Here is a 22,103-nt window from a genome sequence, read left to right as displayed (position 1 = left end):
GGCCTAGCAGCGGGCGTCAGGATGCAGCGCGTTGCCCAGAATATGCTCGGATCGGTGGATCACATGATGCGCCTGACCCACGATCAAAGGATCGGGCTCGCCAACAATGCCGTGATCCTTGTCCGGGTAATCAAGTGTCGACAGAAAGTGGCGCATACAGTTCAGACGAGCGCGTTTTTTGTCATTCGATTTCACGATAGTCCAGGGCGCATCAGCGGTGTCTGTATAAAAGAACATCGCCTCTTTAGCCTCGGTATAGTCATCCCATTTGCCAAGGCTTGCCTTGTCGATCGGAGATAGTTTCCATTGCTTCAACGGATCGGTCTCACGGCTTTGAAACCGCCGCTGTTGTTCGGGTTGCGTGACCGAAAACCAGTATTTGTAAAGCTGAATTCCCGACCTCACCAACATCCGTTCAAGCTCTGGCGTCTGGCGCATAAACTCTAGGTACTCGTTCGGAGAACAGAACCCCATCACCCTCTCGACCCCGGCGCGGTTGTACCAAGAGCGGTCGTAGAACACCATTTCACCAACGGTGGGAAGCTCGTGCACATAGCGCTGATAGTACCATTGACCCTTTTCTTCCCAGGTGGGTTTGTTAAGGGCGACCACGCGCGCCTGACGGGGGTTCAGGTGTTCCATAAACCGTTTGATTGTACCGCCCTTACCAGCCGCATCGCGCCCTTCAAACAGCAATACGAACCGTTGTCCGGTTTCCTGCGCCCACAGCTGAACCTTAAGCAACTCAGCCTGCAGTTTGGCCTTCTCGGCCTCATAGACCCGCCGGGGCATCTTGCGATGATAGGGATATCTTCCGCTTTCGAATGCCTTGCGGATCTTTTCCGGGCTTGGCTCGGAAACAGCACCTGCAACAGGTGTTTCGTCATTCACACGTGGTAGATTTTGCTCGGGTTGCGCAGCTGCATCCATTCATATTCTCCTTTTTTCACTGTTCGAAAAAACGGCTAGCAGAACCGAAGCTTTCGCGCTTTGATTGGGGTCAAACCAAATTCACTTATACGGCGAAAAGGCCAATAAACATGGAAACCCGATTTCAGATCCTGAATGGCCAGAGGTTTCATATTCGCCGTTGGGGGTCATCCGACCTGCCACCCTTGCTGATGCTACACGGCTTTCCGGAATATGGTGGGGCATGGGCCGATCTGGCGCCACATCTGGCATCTCATTTCCATTGCATTGCCCCTGATCAACGCGGTTACGGCCAAAGCTGGGCACCAGAGGGTGTCGGCCAATATGCCACGTCCGAGCTGGTCTCGGATATGATCGCACTTGTCGAAGCTCTGGATACGCCAATCAGTGTTCTGGGCCATGACTGGGGCGCCGCGGTCGCCTATGGCCTGGCCATGTTCCGCCCAGATCTCGTCGGTCGCCTGATCATCGCAAACGGCGTTCACCCGGTGCCCTTCCAACGGGCTATGGCATCGGGCGGCGCGCAATCCGCGGCCTCTCAATATATTAACGCGCTACGGGCCCCTGATGCCGCAACACACTTTGCCGCGAACAATTTTACCCGCTTGGAAAGTTTCTTTCGCCACGGGATGGGCTTGGACTGGCTGTCCAACGACCGGATGGAGGACTATCGCACTGAATGGGCCCGTCCCGGTCGCCTGAATGCCATGCTGAACTGGTATCGGGCCTCTCCGCTGGTTGTGGCGAAACCGGGCGAGCCCTGCACAGACCTGCCCCGGCTTCCGGTCGAGCGGCTGATGGTTCGTTGCCCACATCTTTTGCTATGGGGCTCCGATGACAAAGCGCTGCTGCCCGAGACGACAGACGGTCTGGAAGATTTCGCGCCCGACCTCACACGAGTCGATATTCCGGGCACAGATCACTGGTTACACCACCAGAAGCCCGAAGCAATGGCACAGGCAATTATCGAGTGGACAGACGGCTGAGGCCTATTTATGCCCCCAATCAGCAGGATCAGCCGAGTTATTGGGGGACAGCCCCAGAATGTCACCCTCGGTGGAACATCCCAGCCCCAGAACGGTGCGGTTGGCATAGGCAAAATAGGCGCAGACCTGATTGATCTCGAGGATTTCACCATCGTCCCACCCTGTGTTGCGCAGGACGGCTATGTCGTCTTCCACCAGATCCGCCGGGGCCTGCGTCAGCTTGCGCGCATACAACATGGCCGCAACCTGAGCAGCCTCCAATGGTGCGCTTTCGGGTGTCCCAGCTTCGATCGCGGCACGGATTGCATTACCGCGCACTTCGTCGCCTAACAGCCTTTGCAACCCGTTGAAATGATGCTCGACACAGTACCCGCAGTGGTTCAGGGAACTGACCCAGACACCCAGAGTTTCGAGAAACCATTTCGGAATCTGATTGGCCGAATGATGCAGCACATTCTTGTACAGCGCCATATGCCCTTCCATCGAATGCGGCCGCAAGGAATGCGCCATCATGATATTGTCGACATTGTTGTCGGGGCCGGTGACGCGGTCGTAGAGTTTCTTCAGCCGACCAGTAGCCGTATCGTAGGGGATGGTTTTTATCCAGCTCATTTTAAGACTCCTGCTGTCGCGGTGATTTGTTATCCGCAGCCTAAGAGGCCTTAGAGCAGGTCGCGAAACGAAATCGTCGAACTTCTGCTCTGAGCCCTAAGTTACTGCACATCTTTTAGTAAAAATTTGCAAAAAGCGGTGCCTATGAGTCTTTTGAATAGGAACGCAGAAAGTCAGAACCGTGAAGAAATGGGCTCTAATTCCACTCATCATTTTTGGGCTATCTTGGATGTTTTATCCTCGGGTTCACAAGACCTCCGCAACGCCGGAAGAGTATCTTCAGATCACAATGTCGATATGGCCTATGCAAGGGTTTCACAGCGACTGGCACCGAAAAGTTTTGATTACATACAACGGTCAACGGATTTCTAAAGAACTATTCGGAGACACGGGATGGTGGCGCGGTTCCAATTTATATCGCCATATTTCAGGAGCTTATGTAGTGCATGAGGGGCAGGGTTGGTGCTTTGGATTCACCCTTGAACCTTTGGAGTTTAACAGAACCCTCGAAGATTTCTGTATCAAAGGCCAAATCACAAAAGAAAACTTGAATGGACATTCGCGTTACTACCGTGACTTAATCTATTTGGGGCACTTTTATGAAACTTGGCGCGATGAAAAAGGTATAAGAATCCGATACACTACGGCTGATCAGACACCCGAAGTTGAGTTGCCTGACGGGCCATGAACTACATGCCTCAAGCCTAAGAAATTTGGATGTGCTCAATGGCAGCATTGTCCGCATCGCTTCCATTAGTGATAGCTGGTGCCGCAACCATATTGATTATCCTCTAATCGGCCAACCAGCCCCAAACCATCCACAACACCTCGCGTCCCTCTTCCCCCGGACCACATCACCTGCCATAATGGGGGAAACTCAAAAACAAGAGCAGCCCATATGCCCGACGATCTGTTGACGCCCGAAGCGACCAATACCTATGACGCCTCATCCATTGAGGTGCTCGAAGGTCTTGAACCTGTTCGCAAACGCCCCGGCATGTATATCGGCGGCACGGATGAGCGTGCGCTGCACCATATGGTCGCTGAAATCCTCGACAACTCGATGGACGAAGCGGTGGCAGGCCATGCCAACCGGATCGAGGTCGAACTGCACGCAGATTTCGCCCTGACCGTGCGCGACAATGGGCGCGGCATTCCGATCGATCCGCACCCGAAATTCCCCGACAAATCCGCGCTTGAGGTCATCCTGTGCACATTGCACGCGGGCGGCAAGTTCTCGGGTAAGGCGTATCAGACCTCGGGCGGTCTGCATGGGGTTGGTGCATCTGTGGTCAATGCTTTGTCAGATTCCATGGTTGTTCAGGTGGCCCGCGACAAACAGCTGTTCGAACAACGCTTCTCGCGCGGAGTACCTCAGGGACCGGTGGAAAAGGTCGGCGCTGCCCCCAACCGGCGCGGCACCACCGTCACCTTCCACGCCGATCCCGATATCTTCGGCCACCACAAATTCAAACCGGCCCGCCTGTTCAAATCCATCCGCTCCAAGGCCTACCTGTTCTCGGGCGTCGAAATCCGCTGGAAGTCCCATATCGACGACGGCGAAACCCCGACCGAGGCGACCTTCCACTTCCCCGGTGGCCTGTCAGATTACCTCAAGGAAACGATGAACGGCTCGTCCACCTATGCCGAGCAACCCTTTGCCGGAACCGTGGACTTTCGCGAAAAGTTCAACGCGCCCGGCAAGGTCGAATGGGCGATCAACTGGACCCCCTCACGCGACGGGTTCATCCAATCCTACTGTAACACCGTCCCCACCCCCGAAGGCGGCACCCATGTGGCAGGCTTCTGGGCCGCTGTCCTCAAGGGCATCAAAGCTTACGGCGAGCTGATCAACAACAAAAAGGCCGCGCAGATCACCCGCGACGACCTGGTTACCGGCGGCTGCGCCCTGGTGTCCTGCTTCATCAGCGAGCCTGAATTCGTTGGCCAGACCAAAGACCGCCTCGCCACGGTCGAAGCTCAGAGGCTGGTCGAAAACTCGGTCCGTGACCATTTCGACAACTGGCTGGCCGCGGATAACAAATCCGCCGGAGCGATCCTCGACTTCCTCATTCTACGGTCCGAGGAGCGCCTGCGCCGGCGAGCCGAGAAGGAAACACAGCGAAAGTCCGCCACTAAGAAACTTCGTCTCCCCGGCAAGCTGGTGGACTGTTCCAGTTCAACACGGGACGGCACCGAATTGTTCATCGTCGAGGGCGACTCGGCGGGCGGCTCGGCCAAGATGGGTCGCAACCGCAAAACACAGGCGCTGCTGCCCCTGCGCGGTAAAATCCTGAACGTGTTGGGCGCGGCCAGTTCCAAGCTGGGCACCAATGCCGAGATCAACGACCTGACCCAGGCGCTGGGTGTGGGCCTCGGCACCCGTTTCAACGTCGATGACCTGCGTTATGACAAGATCATCATCATGACCGACGCGGATGTCGACGGCGCGCATATCGCGGCGCTGCTAATGACGTTCTTCTTTACCCAGATGCGGCCCATGATCGACGCGGGCCACCTCTACCTCGCCTGCCCGCCGCTCTACCGCCTGACCCAAGGCGCCAAACGCGTCTATTGTCTGGACGAGGCCGAGCGCGACGTATGGATGGAAAAAGGTCTGGGCGGCAAAGGCAAGATCGACGTCTCACGCTTTAAGGGTCTGGGTGAAATGGACGCCAAAGACCTGAAAGAAACCACGATGGACCCCGCGTCCCGGAAATTGATCCGGGTCACCATCGACGAGGACGAACCTGGCGAGACCGGCGACCTAGTCGAGCGTCTGATGGGCAAAAAACCCGAACTGCGGTTCCAATACATTCAGGAAAACGCGCGGTTTGTGGAGGAGTTGGATGTTTGAGTTTGTGCTTTGAGAAGTGAACGTCGAAGATTTTGCAGCTTCAATCTAAATGACGCGAAAACTCAATAGTTCTATCCTTCATAGATTCACAATCTAGTTGTTACAAAATTGAATAAATTCAAACTCAATATCGCATCAGGTACAATATTTCTCGCCTTCGCAACTGCTGCAGGCTCAGAGCTGTCAAAACCTGCGTGTGATTACATTGAAGTCTATGAGAGCATTAAGGGCGAGGGTTCATTCCCAGACTTGGTCGCCCACATGGCACACGATGTTGAGTACTGCCATTTTGCCGATGGCTGCGACAAAGGGTTGAAGAAAAGAACAAGCCCCATACAAATCACTATAGATGACGGTGGTTCTGAGAAAACGAGAAAACTGTTCAACGCTAACGCCGCATACACAATCAACTTGGTTAACCACTTGTCCGGGCTAGAGTTCTATCTTGATGAGCATCCAGAAACTGTAACTGGCGTTATCCACGTTATCTTGGTTGGCGACTCTGATGAGTCAAATCAAACCTCTCTAGTGCCGGAGTTTTTTGGAAAATTCTTAAAATCCAAAAAGCTAACCTGCCTTGCCACGAACTTTGACTGGCCAGATGCAGAAATTGAGTATTCCGAAGTTTGGATCAAAACATCGACTTCGCCAATGAGGCTTGCGAATTGTGTGAAAGAAGAAATTTTCAACGCAAGTGGCGTGCCGGGCGATCCGATAGGCTTGGATTCACTATTTTCAGAAGATTCGCTTTCAGGTGAAACCTTTGGTCCGCCTATTTTTCAAAATTTCGATGCCCGGCCTCTAATCGCAATGCAACTGGTTTATCATAATGAAATGGTGAATGGGCAGAGCCGAGCAAGAACGAAAGAAGTTTCCCAAAACGTAATCAACGCTTCCTGTCAATAAAACACGCAAGCGTAGGATGAGTTTTTAACCATCAAATTTTCCACATCTAGGTGGGCGAAACACCCATCCTGCATTACCACAATTCCCGATTCCCGCACGATTGGGCGTCACTCCGACACCCCGTCCAACCACTCCGCAATCTGCCCGACTGGCCCCTCCCACCCGGGCTCCATGAACAGAAAATGCGCGTGGTTATCGACCGGCAGAAACGTCGCGCGGTCTCCGTAGAGCTTCGCCAACGTGCTGCAGGTGTTTGGGTTCACGGCCCGGTCCTCGGTGCCGGACACGATCAGAACCGGACAGTCGACCTTGTCGATATCCACCTTCATCGCGTGGTGATCGTCGAACATCCAAAAGAACATCTCGAACATCACCCGCCCGCTTTCGGCACCCAGCTGGTCGAACACCGCGTGCTGCTGCGCCTCGGGCATCTTGTTCAGCGCAAAGGGCGCCATCAGATCGAACTCAACGCGCATGGGCTGTTTCCAGAACGCCCCGCCCTCCATCAACGCACGCGGAACGGCGCGTTCGTCGTCGGCTTCGGGCAGTGTGCCCCACGGCGCGTTCGGGTTGATCAGAACGATGGCGCTGGCCAAGCCGCGCGCTGCCACCTGCTGCGCCACAACGCCCGCGATGGCATGGCCCAGAATAACCGGTTTGCTGTCCAGCCCCTGAACAAAGTCGGCAATGTCATTTGTATAGTCCGTCACGCTGGTGTCGGTCAGCCCCGGATCGGGTTCGGCCTTGGGATCGCCACCATGGTACCGCAGAGCGGGCGTGTGCACCATCCAGCCCCGGTCGCGAAAGAATTCTGCGTAATCGGCCATACACCACGGTCCGGCAAAGGCTCCGTGGATCAGAACAATCTCTTTGGTCATGGAAACGCCCCCTCACCTGCCTTCACTATGAGAGATGAGGGAGCGGATCGGCAAGAGGCTTACAGCGCCGCTTTGAACAGCGCCGTCAGGTTGTCCTCGGTCAGTTCAATCGGATTGCCGCCGCAAGAGGGGTCGATGATCGCCCCCTTGACCAGTTCGGGGATTGCCGCATCGGTCACTTTCATATCCGAGAGTTTGCGGGGGATACCCAGCGAGTCATTAAACTCCTGCACAAAGGCGCGGAACCCGTCAAAGCCTCCATCGATGCCCAGATAGGCCGCTGCCTGCTGGAACCGGTCGGCGATGGCGGGGGCGTTGAACTCTAGCACCGCGGGCATACAGACCGCGTTGGTCGTCCCGTGATGGGTGTTGAACACCGCGCCAATCGGGTGGCTCATCGCGTGGATCGCGCCGAGGCCTTTCTGAAACGCCGTGGCCCCCATCGCTGCCGCGCTCATCATTTGGGCACGGGCTTCAATATCAGTGCCATCGGTATAGGCGCGCGGCAGGTAGTCCTTGACCAGCCGCATCCCCTCCAGCGCGATGCCGTGTGACATCGGGTGGTAATGCGGGCTAGAGAACGCCTCAACACAATGGGCAAAGGCGTCCAGACCGGTGCCCGCGGTGATGAATTTCGGCATCCCCACGGTCAGTTCCGGGTCACAGATCACCACGGTTGGCAGTACCTTAGGGTGAAAGATAATCTTTTTCGCGTGGGTTTCCGAATTGGTGATGACGCTGGCGCGCCCCACCTCTGACCCCGTCCCGGCGGTGGTCGGCACCGCAATGATCGGAGCAATGACATCGGCATCGGCGCGGGTCCACCAGTCGCCAATATCTTCGAAATCCCAGACCGGGCGCGTCTGCCCGGCCATGAAGGCCACCATCTTACCCAGATCCAGCCCCGAGCCACCGCCAAATGCGATTACCCCGTCATGGTCGCCTGCCCGATACGCCGCAACGCCGGCCTCAAGGTTCTTCTCATTGGGGTTCGGGTCCACTTCGCTAAACAGGCCACGCCCCAGACCCGCAGCCTCAAGAATATCCAGCGTCGCCGAGGTGATCGGCAGATCAGCCAACCCCTTGTCCGTGACCAGCAGAGGGCGTTTCATTCCGGCCGCAGCGCAGGCTTCGGGCAGTTCCTTGATGCGGCCAGCGCCGAATTTGATCGCGGTCGGATAGGACCAGTTTCCAGACAGGCTCATGATGTCACCTTCTTCAGATGGTAGGATTTGGGGCGGGTAAGGTTGTGATAGCCGATGACAGAAAGACCACCGCCACGCCCGGTATTCTTGCAACCGGTCCAGCACAGGCCCGGATCCAGATAATCGGCGCGGTTCATGAAGACGGTGCCAGTTTCAATCTGGTCCCCGACCTGCGCGGCCCGGTCCACGTCGCAGGACCAGAGGCTGGCGGTCAGACCAAACTCGCTGTCATTCATCAGCGCGATGGCTTCGTCATCCGACGACACTTTCATGATACCAACTACGGGGCCGAAACTCTCATCCCGCATCACCCGCATGTCGTGTGTGACATTGGTCAGGATTTGCGGGGTCAGATATGCCCCCCCATCATCCTCGGGGAAAGTGTCGATATGGGTAACTGCGCCATCCGCGACTGCCTCGGCAATCTGCGCGCGGACCTCATCGGCAAAGCGTATATTGGCCATCGGTCCAATCGTCGTCTCTGCATCCAGCGGATTGCCCAGCTTATAGCCCTGAACAATCTCAACCGCTTTGGCAACGAACGCATCATACAGGCTTTCGTGCACGTAAATTCGCTCAATCCCGCAGCAGCACTGGCCCGCGTTGAACATCGCACCGTCGATCAGCGTATCAACAGCTGCGTCCAGATCGGCGTCGTCCATGACATAGCCTGGATCCTTGCCGCCCAACTCGGTACCGACCCCGGTGAATGTGCCCGCCGCCGCACGTTCCATCGCCTGACCACCACCGACCGAGCCGGTGAAGTTCACGAAATCAAACGCATTTCCAGCGATCAAATCGTTAGTCACATCATGACTCAGGAACACATTCTGGAACACATCCTCAGGAACACCTGCCGAATGGAAAGTCTGCGCCATCCGCTCACCCACCAACAAGGTCTGGGTCGCGTGTTTCAACACCACGGTATTGCCCGCAATCAACGCCGGGGCCACCGTGTTGATCGCCGTCATGTACGGGTAGTTCCAGGGCGCCACGACAAAGACCACCCCGTGCGGAATCCGTTTGATATAGCGCCTGAAGACCTCATCCTCGCCCACCGCAATATCGGCCAGTGCACCCTGCGCGATCTCGGCCATATGACTGGCGCGCTCGTTAAAGCCGCCAAACTCACCGCCATAGCGCACCGGGCGCCCCATCATATGGGCCAGCTCCGGCACAATCTCATCATTCATCGCGCCCACGGCGGCCACGCCCGCCATCACAAGATCAATTCGCTCTTGTAATGGACGTGCTGCCCAGGCTGTTTGCGCTTCCCTGGCCCGCGCGGCCACCTCAAACGCTGCTTCGCGCGATAAGGTTTCGCGCTCAGCATAAACCGATCCATCGATCGGCGAGATGCATTCCAACATCTGCCCCATCTCCATTCCATCCTCTAAAAAGCAGAATCTCCTGCTTTATCTGGCCAACACAAACCTCGGGGGCCGTCATTGATGCACCATTGGTTCAAGCACCAATAGCGGCAGGCAGGGCCCCCAGCTTCGTCCACCCTCAGGCCCGTTCGAACCCGCGGGCAATTTCCCAATCAGTAACCACGCTTTCGAATTCCTCGATTTCTACCTCGGCGGCGCGCGCATAGTGATCAACAACTTCGTCCCCCATAGCGGCCCGCAACATGGTTGAGCCAAGCAGGGCATCCCGCGCAGCGGGCAGGTTCCCGGGGATCATGCCGGACTCGCTCTGATACGCATCGCCTTTGGTTGGTGGTTCAAGCTCCAACCCCTCCTCGATGCCTGCGATACCCGCCGCCAACATACCAGCAATCGCCAGATACGGGTTCATATCCGAGCCCGGAATACGGCATTCCACGCGAACCGATTTGGTTCCATCACCACACAGTCGGAAACCGGCGGTGCGGTTGTCGACCGACCAGATGATCCGCGTCGGCGCAAAACTTCCTTTTTGGAAACGCTTGTAGCTGTTGATGTAGGGGGCCATGAAACACGTATAATCGGCAGCGTATTTCAACAACCCGGCCATATAGCTTTTCATTACTGCCGACATGCCGAGCGGATCTTTTTCGTCGAAAAAGATTGGCCTTCCCTCAGACCACAGCGACTGATGCACATGGGATGAACTGCCAACCTTGTCATGATGCCATTTCGGCAGGAACGTGGCCGCATGCCCGTGCTGCCAGGCGATTTCCTTCACCGCATTCTTGGCGATCGAGTGATACTCGGCCGTTTCCATGGCGGCGGCGTATTTGATGTTCAATTCTTCCTGACCGGTCTCGGCCTCGCCCTTCGTATTCTCGACCGGGATGCCCGCGTTCCACAAATGATTGCGGATGGGACGCATCACATGCTCTTCCTTGGTGGTCTGCAGGATATGATAATCCTCATTATAGCCCGAGATCGGCGCCAGATCGCGAAACCCTTCCTTGCGGATCTGGTCAAAGCTCTTCTCAAACAAAAAGAACTCCAACTCAGTGGCGCACATCGCGTCGTAACCCATGGCTTTCAGGCGTTTGACCTGTTTCTTCAGGATCGACCGGGGCGCGTGCGGGACCTCTTCATGCGTGTGGTGATCCAGAACATCGCACATCACCATCACCGTGCCCTCAAGCCACGGCACCGGGCGCAAAGTGCTGAGATCAGGTTTCATGACGTAATCGCCATAGCCCCGCTCCCAGCTGGTCGAGGCATATCCGTCAGGCGTGCCCATTTCCAGATCTGTCGCCAACAGATAATTGCAGCAATGGGTCTCTTGCCAAGCGCCTGCCACAAAGTGACCGGCGTGAAACCGTTTGCCCATCAGCCGCCCCTGCATGTCCACCATGCAAACAAGAACGGTGTCTACTTGACCTGCTTCAACCTTGGCTTTGAGGTCCGCCAACACAACATCATGGCCCATCATGTTCATCCTTCATCACAATCGGGCCCACCGCGCCCCTGTTCCCATCGACGGCCGTTAGTCTTCGGCCGCTTCTTTCTCCATTTCCATAACCAGCCGCGTTTCCAGAACCTGTCCGCTTTTGTAGAGGATCGGATAGGCGATGGCCGCGATATGGCCGTGCAGATCGCGCATAGCGCGCAGTGCCTCCAGATGCAGATCGCTGGACTGGAAACTTTCCGTTTGACCACGCTCCAGCCGCTTTAGATGCGCCTTGCGGCTGTCGCGGGACATCCTTTTGATCTCGGCCTTGTCCAGAACAAGGCGGCGGGCACAGTCGACGTCGTCCACCAACAAAACGTGTCGCGCCAGCGAAAAACTTTCCTGAATGGTGGCGTGTAAATCCTTGAGTTCTTTCCACCCCTGGGCGGAAAACTCGGCCCTTTCCATGTGTTTAATCTTTGCTGAACGCGTCATTCTGTTCGACACGACATCTCCAGCGGCCTCGAGCCGAATAGCGTATTCCACCAGACCACGGGCGGCTTTGATCTGAGACTTACTCATATTCTGCCGCGGCAACCGCGCGACAAAGCGTCGGATTTCCGTCAACTGGGCGTTTACCATTTCATCCTGCTGCGACAGAGCGGCAATGGTATCAATGTCGTCACGCTCATAGATATCCAGCACCGGGCGGAACATGCGTTCGACCTGCGTGACCATCTGCAACAATTCGTGTCGCACCGAGGACATCGCAACATCAGGGCCTGTGGCACTGGGGTCGCCTAGCGGATTAAGAGCACCCGAGAACTGATCTGCCACACCAGATTCAGGGTCGGTCTCGGGCATGAGCAATGCCATCGGCGCTTCCATCCGGGTGACGAATCCGGTTGCCAGCAGAAACACCACGAGGTTGAAACCGATATGGGCAAAGATCAACGATTGCCCCGGTCCGCTGATCATCAATGCGGCATGGGTCCCGGTGACGTTGACAGCAAACAGCATCACAAGCGCCGCACTGCCGCGCAGCAACAGGTTGGCTATCGGTATCCGGCGGGCCGAAACGATCTGGTCGCGCGTCAACCAGATCGGAATAAAGGCCGAGCCCAAATTGGCCCCCAATACCAACGACAAACCCGCCGCGAATGGGATTGCCCCGATCTGTACCAGCGTCACGCACATCAGGATTGTCGCAACCGAGCTGTGCATGACAAAGGCAAGCACAGCTCCAACGATGAAGGCACTGAAATAGTCGCTTTCAAGATAGCCCGCGATGGCCGGCAAAAAGGCGCTTTCGCGGATCGGATCGACAGCATCGCGCAAAAATTGCAGTGATACCAAAATGAAGGCTACACCCAGAACAATCCGCCCCATCAGGCGAACATTTGCCCGATCGGATTTGAGGTAGAGCCACCCGCCCAGCGCCAGCAACACCGGCTGCAACCATCCCAAATCATAAGACAGTATCTGAATGACCAGAGCCGATCCCAGATCGGCCCCCAAAACCCCCGCCAGGGCGATGCCAAAACTGACCATTCCGGCCGCCGCAAACCCTGTCAGCAAAACCGCCACGGCGGCTGAACTTTGCAGGATCGTGGCCAGAACCATACCCGCGCCACCGGCGACAAAACTGTTTGAATGTCGGGTCAAAAGCGATTGAAATAGCGCGCCAAATCGCCGCTCAATCCCCGTACGAACCAAGCGAACGGCGAAAAGCAGCAACATGGTTGCGGCAAAAATCTCGATCAGAAAACCAGCGATGGCCATGTGTTCATACCCCGTCCGACCGGTGAGCAGCACTGTGCATCCGGTTTCGCATCTCTGTTATTGGGATTGATATGAACATAAGAGGTGTCGCCAGGTGATGTCCAAACCCGACGCGAGAGGAGTTACCCGCGTCGGGAAGTTGCTTATTATCCGTAACGATAAGGCCGTCCGGCCTTGAGCATGTCGGCGTTGTATTGCTTGAATATCTCAACAACCCTCGCCTTGATCTCAGATTCTGCCGCAATCTCATCCCAGAATGCGATTGCCGCGCCTTCGACCTGTGCCCATTCCTCATCTGGGATCGTGGTCAGCTGCATCTTGTCGCCATTGACCCGCAAGCTGGCCTCGCCGCCCCAGTACCACCACTGGCGGTAGTAATGCGACTGATCACAGCAAACACGGAACAGGGTTTGCAGATCTTCCGGCAACTCGTTCCAGCGATCCATGTTGGCAAAGAAAGACCCGGCCCAGGCGCCTGAGATGTTGTTGGTCAGGAAGTAGTTGGTCACATCCGCCCAGCCGACAGTGTAATCCTCGGTGATGCCCGACCATGCGATGCCGTCCAACTCGCCGGTCTGTACGGCGACCTCGATATCTTCCCATGGCAGTGTAACTGGTACCACACCGAACTGGCTGAGGAAGCGACCCGCTGTAGGGAAAGTGAAGACACGCTTGCCTTGCAGGTCCGCCAGGCTGTTGATTGGATCCTTGGTGGCGAAATGGCACGGGTCCCATGCGCCAGCCGAGATGTGCTTGACCCCGACTTTCGAGTATTCTTCGTCCCAGATTTCGTTCAGACCGTACTGATTGAACAGAACCGGTACATCCAGGGAATAGCGCGAGGCAAACGGGAAATAGCCGCCGAATACTGTGACATCGGTGGGCGACGCCATCGAGTCATCATCGGACTGTACCGCATCAATGGTACCTTTCTGCATGGCACGGAACAGTTCGCCTGTCGGAACAAGCTGGTCAGCATAGAACAGCTCGATTTGCATCCGGTCACCGGCAATCTTGTTGAACATCTCGATTGCCGGGTCGATCACATGCGCAGCCAGCGCAGGACCGGCATAGGTCTGCATGCGCCACGTGATCGTGCTTTGAGCCAGCGCCGGTGCGGCCAGAGGTGCGGCTGCGACCCCTACCCCGGCGGTTTTCAGAAACTTACGTCTTGTCGTCATGTCAATTTCCTCTCTGTTGAAGTGCTTCGTGCCTCTTCGAAAGGCATTCTTGTTAATTTCCATAGACATAGCCGGGCAGCCAAAGAGCCAGTTCCGGGAAGATCATGATAATCGTAAGCGCCAGAACCATCACGGCGACGAACGGAAAGATCGAGCCATAGATATCCCTCAGCGTGATTTCTGGTGGGGCCATCGCGCGCATCAGAAATAGGTTATAGCCGAAAGGCGGTGTCATATAGGCGATCTGTGTGGTGATCGTGTACAGAACCCCGTACCAAATCAAGTCAAAGCCCAGCGCACCAACCAGCGGTACATAAAGCGGTGCCACAATCACCAGCATCGCGGTGTCGTCCAGAAACGTGCCCATGACAATAAAGCTGAGCTGCATCAGGATCAGGATCATCCAGGGTGACAGGCCCAACTGGTCGGTAAACAAGTTGTCGATTGCCTTCACCGCACCAAGCCCGTCGAAAACCGCGCCAAAACCAAGTGCTGCAAGGATGATCCACATGAACATGCACGATATCGCCAGCGTATGCTTGGTACAGGTTTCAAAAATCGCCCAGGTCATTCGACGTTTGGCCACCGAAACCACCAATGCCGCCAGCGCTCCGATGGCCGAACTTTCAACCAGTGACGTCCACCCGTTCACAAAGGGCACCATCATCGCAGCGAAGATAATCAGCGGCAACGCACCCGCGCCCAGCAACCGGATTTTCTCGGCCCGCGGAACCTCGTGCGCGTCTTTCATCGCTGGACCAAGCTCGGGCTGAATGCGGCAGCGGATCCAGATGTAAAGGATGAACATACCAGCCATCATCAGCCCGGGCACGATCCCCGCCAGCCATAACTGTCCCACAGGTTGACGGGCGATCATCGCATACAGCACCAGAACCACCGAAGGTGGTACAAGAATACCCAGACTGGACCCGGCCTGAATGACACCGGTCACCATGGTTTTGTCGTACCCGCGTCTCAACAGTTCAGGCAAAGCAATCGTGGCTCCAATAGCCATCCCGGCCACGCTGAGGCCATTCATGGCAGAAACCAAGACCATCAAACCAATCGTCCCGATGGCAAGCCCGCCATTCACCGGCCCCATCCAGACATGGAACATGCGATACAGGTCATCCGCCAGCCTGCTTTCGCTGAGCACATAGCCCATGAAAATGAACATTGGCAGGGTCAGCAGCGGATACCACTTCATCAGCTTCATCGCGGCTGAAAATGTGATGTCCTGCCCTCCGGTTCCCCACAATGAAAGCGCCGCGATCGTCGCAACCGCACCGATCGCACCAAAAACGCGCTGACCTGTGAACAGCATCAGCATCATCAACGCGAACATGAAGATGGCGATATATTCCTGGCTCATGCCCGCTGTACCCCGATTTCCTGCCCGTTGATCCGCGCAATGTCTTTGAAAAATTCCGAGACTGCCTGCAGCAACATCAGGAAGAAGCCGAAAACCATGATGGATTTGACCGGCCAGATATACGGCCGCCACGCGGTCGAGGAACGTTCAAGCCGACCGATCTCTTCACTGCCGGTCAGCAGTCCGGTGAAGTAGGAAACGGGTTCGTCGCCCCAATAACCAAGGCTGTACGCCGTCGATCCAAGCCCACCGTAGAACAGCACACCCAGATAGAGGATCAGCAAAAGCACGGTGAACGCATCGAACCACGCTTTTCGTTGGGGGCTCCAGTTGTGGTAAAACAGGTCCATGCGCACATTCGAACCCAGCTGGATCGAATATGGCCCACCCATGATGTAATAGGTCACCATCGCAAACTGTGCCATTTCAAGTGTCCAGAGCGACGGTAGGAAGAAGGTCTTTGATATCGAAGACCACAGCAGGATGCCCATCATGACAAACAGGCCCCACATCATGACCCGCCCGATCCGATAGTTGATCGCATCCACGATACGGACATATGCGCTCATTGCTTTGATCACGCTGACGCCCCTTCCTGAAAATCCGACAGAACACGCGCTATCCAGGGCACCAGGCAATCGGCCATCTCTGCCTGCTGCTTAGGCGTGCGGATCAAGTCATTGCGGATCTCGATCATCACGTTCAGCAAGCGGTGGGGCAGCGCCTGGGTATCCAGTGTATGAGCTACTCCATCCGCCGCAGAATAAGGCTCATTCAGCCTGATGATAAAGGGGCTGCCGATAGCTCCATCAGCCATCATCGCTGTGGCAAACTGGTTGTCCACACCGTGCAGAACACCCAGTTCGACCTGCCGTTTCTGCCCCATATAGATCGGCGTGAAACTGTGGATTGTCACCATCAGCCTAAGTGAAGCGCTGTGCTGATCGATCAAATCCGACAGAGCGGCGCAAAACGGCTGATACACGTTTTCGATTCTGGCCACTCGCTGCTCGGGCGACATGTTGATGTTCGCCGGGATTTCGTAATCCTCGCTGCGGATCGGCATTGCACCCGCCGCCTCGGGCGGGCGATTGCAGTCATAGACCAGCCGAGACACCCCGCCATGGACCAAAGGTGCTGACATGCGTTTGGCCATAGCCTGCGCCACGGCCAGTGCGCCTGGATCCCAGGCAATATGACTTTCGCGTGCTTCAGCGCTTAACCCCATATCACCCAGAAAAGCCGGGATACGATTAGACGCATGTTCGCACACCAGCACGACCACAGGCGCATTGCCCGCCAAATCCGTATGAACAACTTTGCCGAAGTCCAATCTACCGTCCTGCGATTCCAAAATGAGACATTGTGGAAAAATTTCCACAGACCGCATCATCCTGTCAATATTTTTTCTGTATAAATTTTTCCAAGCTTGATCTTGCTGAAAAATTATTCACATTATGGTCTGGTCGCATAATAGGAGGACACACCAGTGCGGGTGACAGACAGGCTTCTGGCCCATCGGGACAAGATGACCCCGTCTGAACGGCAACTGGTCAGCGTTCTGCTGGATGATTACCCGATGGCCGGGCTGGGTAGTATTACCGAATTGGCCAGTACCGCCTCAGTCTCGACCACTACGGTTGCACGGATGCTGCAAAAGACCGGTTTTGACGGATATCCTCAATTTCAGGCCGCGCTGCGTGGTGAGGTCAAAGAAATGATCTCGGGGCCAGTAGCCAAACGTGATGTCTGGCAGAATGACCTGCCCGAAGAACATATCCTCAACCGCTATTCCCAGCGTTCTCTGGCCAACCAGAAGCGCACAATCGACGAGATCGACCCCGACGAATTCGATAGCTTCTGCAGCCTGCTGAGCGATCAGAACCGGCGTATTTTCATCACCGGTGGCCGCATTACCGGAACACTGGCGCAATACCTGTATCTGCACCTGCAAATGATCCGACCGGATGTCCGCCTGTTGCCGGTCGCCGCATCCTGGACCCATGATCTGTTGGACGTGCGTCAAGGGGATGTGCTGATCGCGCTGGATGTCCGGCGCTATGAGAATGCGAGCCTGCTGATTGGTCAGCTCTGCCACGAGCGCGGGGCCGAAATCGTGCTGTTGACCGATCAGTGGCGCTCGCCAATCCACCGGCTGGCCAAACACACATTCGCGGCGCGCATCTCGGTGCCTTCTGCCTGGGATTCGATGGCTGCGATACTGACCCTGATGGAATGCGCCATAGCCGAAGTTCAGGAACGGCTTTGGGATTCGGTCAAAGATCGCACGGTCGAACTGGAACAGGCCTTTGATCGCACCAAGCTGTTTCGGAAATTCGGTCAAAGTTCGGGCTCTTAGCTTCGGATTGTTCCAAAACTACAACTGCCCGTGAGGAGTGTTGCCACTTGACCGGCGGTTGGTCACTTTGTTTCCATGACATTTATTACCGAAAACCAGCTGCCGCTGCTGATTCTGTTTTTTCTGATCGGCACAGTTGGCACAGCGTTCCTGTTTCGCAAACCAGCCGGGCATCGCGCATGGAAACTGGCTGATCTGGTCTGGGTGGTTCTGGGCGGGGTCGGCGCATTGGTTGCGGTGATGGCCGGGCTTTATACAGCGGACAGTTCCCGTCTGGACCGGCAGATTGACGTTGCCTATGCCGCAACACTTGCCTTTGACCGCGACGCCGCGCGGTTTCGATTGCGGTTCTGCGACCCAGCCTATGACAAGGATATCGGAGCGCTGTGCGAAAAAGTTGAGTTCCTTTCAGCCTCAACCGCAAGCAACGCTGACCTGCCCTTGTTTATTGCCGTAACAAACGAAGTCGCCCCTCTGAGGGGGCTACAATTCCTGTTTGGACGGCAGGCCCAGGAAGAGCGTGATGACATGCGCGCGATGACATCGAAGGTGCACTCATTCGACGTCGACCAGTTTCTGGTGTTCACAACGCTGGATGACCCGACACAGGAAGCTATCGACAATCTGCGCAGGAAAATTCCCGCAATCGCAGGCGACTATTTGATCTTGGCCCAAAGTTACGATGACCTTGTCACTCAAGTCGGCAAGCTTAAGGATGAATGGGAGTATTTGCGGGAAAACGGGCATATTCTGGTGCTTCAGATCATTGCGCTGTGCCTTGTCAGCTTTGCCGCCCCGTTCCGGCTGGGCAAATCCATTGTCGAACTCAGAACGACGCTTACTGCCGGTACGCCCGCGCCAACCGCTCGGGATCAGCGCCCAGAAGATAGCGGATCAGAGTCCACAGATTCCGACCACCACGACGCAACCACCCCGCCCGTTCATACCGGTCCGCGCTCGTAAAGGCGCGGGCGGACAACAGCGTGATGCGGTGCAACTTTTTGGCAAGCGCCACGTCCTCCATCAAGGGCTGGTCCGGGAAGCCGCCTGCATCTTGATATTCAGAACGCCGGACTAGCATGCCCTGGTCACCATAGGGCAACCCAAAGATCCGGCTACGAAGATTGGCCCATCCGGCAACCCAGGATGGCGCAAACCCCGCGGCCACAAAGGCCAGTCTGAACGCCGCAGGTCGCCCCGAGGGCAGATGATCCCGCACAACATTGCTCCACCCGTCCTGCAAAACCGTATCCGCATGAATTACCAACAGCCAATCGGCTTTGGCGGCTGCACAGCCACGGCGCAGCTGCCCCCCGCGCGAGGCTTCTCCGGTCACGATCCTGGCCCCGGCATTCTCGGCGATTTCATGGGTTTTGTCGGTAGAGCCTGCGTCCGACACAATCAATTCGTGGATCAACCCTGCGCGCAGCCCCTCCATCAGCGCTCCAAGTGTAGCAGGCAAGGTTTCGGCCGCGTTCAGGGTTGGAATTACAATACTGATCGGTGCCGGCACGTCGGATATCCTCTGGTCTTATGAGCGATTTCTCATATATCACGAGCACCATGGAAAAGACGAGGACTCTGCCATGCCCAATCGCCGCATTCTGCGCCTAACCGGTGCCGACGTTGACAGCTTCTTGCAGGGGCTGGTGACCAATGACATTGCCGGGCTTGATCGGGGTCTGGTCTATACGGCGCTGCTGACCCCACAAGGCAAGTATCTGGCCGATTTCTTTCTGAAACGCGAGGGCGACGATATCTTGCTGGACGTCGCCGAGGTTATTGCCGACGGGTTGATCAAACGTCTGAGCATGTACAAGCTGCGCGCCGACCTGACGATCGAAGCCAGCGGCCTGAATCTGCAACGCGGCACTGGCCTGGCACCCGATGGGGCCCTGCCCGATCCGCGCCATTCAGATATGGGCTGGCGCGCATATACCGAAGATGCCGAAAGCGAGGACGGAACCGATTGGAACGCGATCCGCGTGCTCCATTGCATTCCCGAAACCGGAATCGAACTGACCGAAGACAGTTATATTCTGGAATCAGGGTTCGAGTTGCTGAACGGCGTTGATTTCAAAAAAGGGTGTTATGTCGGTCAGGAAGTGACCGCGCGCATGAAACACAAGACCGAGCTGCGTAAAGGGCTGCGCACGGTACTTGTCGCAGGCACCACGCCTGTCGGAACCGAAATAACTGCTGACGGGAAATCCGTGGGGCGCCTGTTTACCCAAGCGGATGGCCAGGGGATCGCATATCTCAGGCTCGACAGGGCCAAGAGCGATATGCAGGCGGGCGACGCGACCGTGCGCCTGACGGAATGAAATTTCTCGAATACAGCCTGGCCATGGCCCCGCCAGCCCCGGAACCATTTGATCCGCCCAGCACAGGCTGCCAAACTAGGTTTGGTTCAGTGATCCGGGTGAGTTGATGTTTCGTCTGTATAAAGCAATTTGGCGTGCCAGTTCCGCCCGGCAGATCATCCTTATCATCCTGTCTATTGCGGTTGCCGCTCTGGCAGCGGTCCCGCTGGAGTTTCAGCGCGATATCATCAACCACCTGACCTCGGACGATGTATCTGTGGACCGGATGATCCTGCTTGGTGCGGGCATGATGGTGGTTATCTTGCTGAGCCTGGGGCTGAAATGGCTGCTCGGTTATCGGGCGGGAACACTAGGCGAGGATATGATCCGCCTGATCCGGCAAAGGCTGCTGGTCCGGTCCGCCGATCTGGATGAAACCGGCGAGACCATGCGCAAGGGGACCATGACTACCGCCATTTCTGCCGAAGCAGAAGAGCTGGGTAAATTCGCAGGCGGTGCCTTTTCCGACCCCGTGGTCCAAATCGGCACTCTGATCAGCGTGATTGGCTATATCTCGTCTACACAGCCGGGGCTGGGTTTGATCGCTTTTTCGATGGTCGCGCCGCAGATCATCATCGTTCTGGTTTCGCAACGCAAAGTGAACGTCTTTGTCGCCGAACGCGTTCGTATCCTGCGCCGTGCCACCGACAGTTTGACAGCAGAAAAGATTGACGCGGCCGCGCACGAGATCGAAGCGGAATTCGACAAAATCTACGAAACTCGCCGAAAGATGTTCATCTGGAAGCTCTCGGCCAAATTCCTTCTAAGCGTGATCAACGGCGCCGGGACGGTTGGGGTTCTGATGCTGGGTGGCTGGCTTGTCCTTCAGGGCAGAACCGATGTCGGCACAGTTGTTGCCGCCACCAGTGGGCTCAGCCGTATTCAAGGCCCCACGGCCTTTCTGATCGCCTATTATCGCCAGGTCAGCGCAAATCGGATCAAATTCGAACTGATGCTCGAACTATTTGGCCCGAACCCCGAGAAATACCGGCGCGTCAAAGAGTGAAAACAAAAGAACCGCGCAGCGCAGGCTGTCGCGGTTCTCGGTGTCTTGAAGCAGAAGTGCAGTTAGGCGCGTTCCGAATAGTCCATGGTTTCAGTATTCACCACGATCATTTCATCTTGGCCCACAAACGGTGGCACCATGACTTTTACACCATTGTCCAGGACGGCCGGTTTGAACGAGTTCGCAGCAGTCTGACCTTTGACCACAGGCTCGGTCTCGACGATCTTGCACGTCACTTTCTGTGGCAGTTTGGCGTTCAGTGCCTCACTTTCGTAAAATTCTACGACGATAGTCATGCCGTCCTGCAGAAACGGGCGGCGATCACCCAACAGATCAGCGGACAGTTCGATCTGCTCATAGGTCTCGGAATCCATGAACACCAACATGCCGTCGGATTCGTATAGAAACTGCTGGTCTTTCTGTTCCAGGCGAACACGCTCGACCTTGTCAGCTGAGCGGAAACGTTCGTTCAGTTTGGAACCATTGCGCAGATTGCGCAGTTCGACCTGTGCAAAAGCCCCGCCTTTACCGGGCTTTACATGATCAACTTTGACAGCGGCCCATAGCCCATCGTTATGCTCAAGCACATTGCCGGGGCGAATTTCGTTCCCATTTATCTTGGGCATTACATAAATCCTTCACAAACGGTTGATGCGTCAGTCGCGCACCCTATATCTGGCGTGGCCGCACCTGACAAGACAACGACACCTTGTGCTGCAGCCGCAGCAAGCTATGCGCGTGACGCAACGCAACTATGCACATTAGGTGTATCCGAATCGCACTTAATAGGTCATAAGAACCGTCACGCCGAAAATGCAAGAGCAAGAACAACAA

General features: G+C 56.1%; 20 protein-coding genes. 7 read left to right on the top strand and 13 right to left on the bottom strand.

Annotated elements, in window-relative coordinates; genetic code table 11:
* Positions 1–3: 3 nt before the first annotated feature.
* Entirely contained in the window at positions 4–930 is a 927-nt protein-coding gene (gene ppk2, locus AC2FIC_RS08535) for a polyphosphate kinase 2 (RefSeq protein WP_142632960.1), read from the bottom strand.
* A gap of 110 nt (positions 931–1,040) precedes the next feature.
* Between ppk2 and AC2FIC_RS08530 the strand changes: the two genes are divergently transcribed.
* Complete coding sequence (locus AC2FIC_RS08530; RefSeq protein ID WP_496692398.1) at positions 1,041–1,916, top strand: alpha/beta fold hydrolase; 876 nt, start codon at positions 1,041–1,043, stop codon at positions 1,914–1,916.
* A 3-nt stretch (positions 1,917–1,919) separates the two neighbouring features.
* On the opposite strand, the gene AC2FIC_RS08525 is transcribed toward AC2FIC_RS08530, so the two are convergent.
* Positions 1,920–2,528 (bottom strand): carboxymuconolactone decarboxylase family protein, encoded by a 609-nt coding sequence (locus tag AC2FIC_RS08525; protein WP_496688555.1) that lies wholly within the window; start codon positions 2,526–2,528, stop codon positions 1,920–1,922.
* Between the two features lie 181 nt (positions 2,529–2,709).
* Between AC2FIC_RS08525 and AC2FIC_RS08520 the strand changes: the two genes are divergently transcribed.
* The 3 genes from AC2FIC_RS08520 (at position 2,710) to AC2FIC_RS08510 (ending at position 6,291) form a co-directional block, all read left to right on the top strand.
* Complete coding sequence (locus AC2FIC_RS08520; RefSeq protein ID WP_496692399.1) at positions 2,710–3,216, top strand: hypothetical protein; 507 nt, start codon at positions 2,710–2,712, stop codon at positions 3,214–3,216.
* Between the two features lie 210 nt (positions 3,217–3,426).
* Positions 3,427–5,385, top strand: a complete 1,959-nt coding sequence (gene parE, locus AC2FIC_RS08515) for a DNA topoisomerase IV subunit B (protein ID WP_496692400.1) — start codon at positions 3,427–3,429, stop codon at positions 5,383–5,385.
* A 108-nt stretch (positions 5,386–5,493) separates the two neighbouring features.
* On the top strand, positions 5,494–6,291 hold the full coding sequence (locus AC2FIC_RS08510; RefSeq protein WP_496692401.1) for a DUF2927 domain-containing protein: 798 nt from the start codon (positions 5,494–5,496) through the stop codon (positions 6,289–6,291).
* Between the two features lie 107 nt (positions 6,292–6,398).
* Here the strand turns inward: AC2FIC_RS08510 and AC2FIC_RS08505 are convergent, their stop codons facing one another.
* The 9 genes from AC2FIC_RS08505 to AC2FIC_RS08465 all read right to left on the bottom strand — a co-directional run bounded on the left by AC2FIC_RS08505 (position 6,399) and on the right by AC2FIC_RS08465 (position 16,874).
* On the bottom strand, positions 6,399–7,169 hold the full coding sequence (locus AC2FIC_RS08505) for an alpha/beta hydrolase (protein WP_496692402.1): 771 nt from the start codon (positions 7,167–7,169) through the stop codon (positions 6,399–6,401).
* 59 nt (positions 7,170–7,228) lie between these two features.
* Complete coding sequence (locus AC2FIC_RS08500; RefSeq protein WP_496692403.1) at positions 7,229–8,374, bottom strand: iron-containing alcohol dehydrogenase; 1,146 nt, start codon at positions 8,372–8,374, stop codon at positions 7,229–7,231.
* A complete protein-coding gene (locus AC2FIC_RS08495; RefSeq protein ID WP_496692404.1) occupies positions 8,371–9,753 on the bottom strand; it encodes an aldehyde dehydrogenase family protein in 1,383 nt (460 codons plus the stop codon). The genes AC2FIC_RS08500 and AC2FIC_RS08495 overlap by 4 nt, the downstream gene beginning before the upstream one ends.
* A gap of 130 nt (positions 9,754–9,883) precedes the next feature.
* Complete coding sequence (locus AC2FIC_RS08490; protein WP_496692405.1) at positions 9,884–11,245, bottom strand: glutamine synthetase family protein; 1,362 nt, start codon at positions 11,243–11,245, stop codon at positions 9,884–9,886.
* A 57-nt stretch (positions 11,246–11,302) separates the two neighbouring features.
* Complete coding sequence (locus AC2FIC_RS08485; protein ID WP_142632940.1) at positions 11,303–12,988, bottom strand: Na/Pi cotransporter family protein; 1,686 nt, start codon at positions 12,986–12,988, stop codon at positions 11,303–11,305.
* Positions 12,989–13,134: 146 nt separating this feature from the next.
* Positions 13,135–14,169 carry a TRAP transporter substrate-binding protein gene (locus tag AC2FIC_RS08480; RefSeq protein ID WP_142632938.1) on the bottom strand — a complete coding sequence of 345 codons (1,035 nt, stop codon included), beginning with the start codon at positions 14,167–14,169 and terminating at the stop codon, positions 13,135–13,137.
* 52 nt (positions 14,170–14,221) lie between these two features.
* Positions 14,222–15,541 carry a TRAP transporter large permease gene (locus AC2FIC_RS08475; RefSeq protein WP_281971849.1) on the bottom strand — a complete coding sequence of 440 codons (1,320 nt, stop codon included), beginning with the start codon at positions 15,539–15,541 and terminating at the stop codon, positions 14,222–14,224.
* Positions 15,538–16,110: a TRAP transporter small permease subunit gene (locus AC2FIC_RS08470; protein WP_185956598.1), complete on the bottom strand. Its 573-nt coding sequence runs from the start codon at positions 16,108–16,110 to the stop codon at positions 15,538–15,540. Before AC2FIC_RS08470 ends, AC2FIC_RS08475 begins: the two co-directional genes overlap by 4 nt.
* Positions 16,111–16,118: 8 nt before the next feature.
* Positions 16,119–16,874, bottom strand: coding sequence for an N-formylglutamate amidohydrolase (locus tag AC2FIC_RS08465; RefSeq protein ID WP_496692406.1), 756 nt, complete (start codon positions 16,872–16,874; stop codon positions 16,119–16,121).
* Positions 16,875–17,030: 156 nt separating this feature from the next.
* Here AC2FIC_RS08465 and AC2FIC_RS08460 point away from each other — a divergent pair, with 156 nt between their 5' ends.
* A complete protein-coding gene (locus AC2FIC_RS08460; protein ID WP_142632930.1) occupies positions 17,031–17,900 on the top strand; it encodes a MurR/RpiR family transcriptional regulator in 870 nt (289 codons plus the stop codon).
* 838 nt (positions 17,901–18,738) lie between these two features.
* Here the strand turns inward: AC2FIC_RS08460 and AC2FIC_RS08455 are convergent.
* On the bottom strand, positions 18,739–19,413 hold the full coding sequence (locus tag AC2FIC_RS08455; protein ID WP_496692407.1) for a TIGR04283 family arsenosugar biosynthesis glycosyltransferase: 675 nt from the start codon (positions 19,411–19,413) through the stop codon (positions 18,739–18,741).
* Positions 19,414–19,486: 73 nt separating this feature from the next.
* Here AC2FIC_RS08455 and ygfZ point away from each other — a divergent pair, with 73 nt between their 5' ends.
* Both ygfZ and AC2FIC_RS08445 read left to right on the top strand, forming a co-directional pair.
* A complete protein-coding gene (ygfZ, locus tag AC2FIC_RS08450; protein WP_142632926.1) occupies positions 19,487–20,224 on the top strand; it encodes a CAF17-like 4Fe-4S cluster assembly/insertion protein YgfZ in 738 nt (245 codons plus the stop codon).
* Between the two features lie 106 nt (positions 20,225–20,330).
* The gene (locus AC2FIC_RS08445) at positions 20,331–21,269 is read left to right on the top strand and encodes an ABC transporter transmembrane domain-containing protein (protein WP_142632924.1); all 939 of its coding nucleotides are present in this window, start codon (positions 20,331–20,333) and stop codon (positions 21,267–21,269) included.
* Between the two features lie 62 nt (positions 21,270–21,331).
* Here the strand turns inward: AC2FIC_RS08445 and efp are convergent, their stop codons facing one another.
* Positions 21,332–21,895, bottom strand: coding sequence for an elongation factor P (efp, locus tag AC2FIC_RS08440; protein ID WP_142632922.1), 564 nt, complete (start codon positions 21,893–21,895; stop codon positions 21,332–21,334).
* Between the last annotated feature and the right edge of the window lie 208 nt (positions 21,896–22,103).

The organism is Ruegeria sp. CDSC079 (assembly GCF_059610505.1).
Note: the sequence above shows the minus strand (reverse complement) of the source record. Positions and strands in the feature narration are given on the sequence as shown.

Excerpts from the sequence above, each read along its gene's own strand:
- ppk2 (WP_142632960.1), bottom strand. The coding sequence starts at position 930 with ATGGATGCAGCTGCGCAACCCGAGCAAAATCTACCACGTGTGAATGAC.
- AC2FIC_RS08530 (WP_496692398.1), top strand. The coding sequence starts at position 1,041 with ATGGAAACCCGATTTCAGATCCTGAATGGCCAGAGGTTTCATATTCGC.
- AC2FIC_RS08525 (WP_496688555.1), bottom strand. The coding sequence starts at position 2,528 with ATGAGCTGGATAAAAACCATCCCCTACGATACGGCTACTGGTCGGCTG.
- parE (WP_496692400.1), top strand. The coding sequence starts at position 3,427 with ATGCCCGACGATCTGTTGACGCCCGAAGCGACCAATACCTATGACGCC.
- AC2FIC_RS08505 (WP_496692402.1), bottom strand. The coding sequence starts at position 7,169 with ATGACCAAAGAGATTGTTCTGATCCACGGAGCCTTTGCCGGACCGTGG.
- AC2FIC_RS08500 (WP_496692403.1), bottom strand. The coding sequence starts at position 8,374 with ATGAGCCTGTCTGGAAACTGGTCCTATCCGACCGCGATCAAATTCGGC.
- AC2FIC_RS08495 (WP_496692404.1), bottom strand. The coding sequence starts at position 9,753 with ATGGGGCAGATGTTGGAATGCATCTCGCCGATCGATGGATCGGTTTAT.
- AC2FIC_RS08490 (WP_496692405.1), bottom strand. The coding sequence starts at position 11,245 with ATGGGCCATGATGTTGTGTTGGCGGACCTCAAAGCCAAGGTTGAAGCA.
- AC2FIC_RS08485 (WP_142632940.1), bottom strand. The coding sequence starts at position 12,988 with ATGGCCATCGCTGGTTTTCTGATCGAGATTTTTGCCGCAACCATGTTG.
- AC2FIC_RS08480 (WP_142632938.1), bottom strand. The coding sequence starts at position 14,169 with ATGACGACAAGACGTAAGTTTCTGAAAACCGCCGGGGTAGGGGTCGCA.
- AC2FIC_RS08475 (WP_281971849.1), bottom strand. The coding sequence starts at position 15,541 with ATGAGCCAGGAATATATCGCCATCTTCATGTTCGCGTTGATGATGCTG.
- AC2FIC_RS08470 (WP_185956598.1), bottom strand. The coding sequence starts at position 16,110 with ATGAGCGCATATGTCCGTATCGTGGATGCGATCAACTATCGGATCGGG.
- ygfZ (WP_142632926.1), top strand. The coding sequence starts at position 19,487 with ATGCCCAATCGCCGCATTCTGCGCCTAACCGGTGCCGACGTTGACAGC.
- AC2FIC_RS08445 (WP_142632924.1), top strand. The coding sequence starts at position 20,331 with ATGTTTCGTCTGTATAAAGCAATTTGGCGTGCCAGTTCCGCCCGGCAG.
- efp (WP_142632922.1), bottom strand. The coding sequence starts at position 21,895 with ATGCCCAAGATAAATGGGAACGAAATTCGCCCCGGCAATGTGCTTGAG.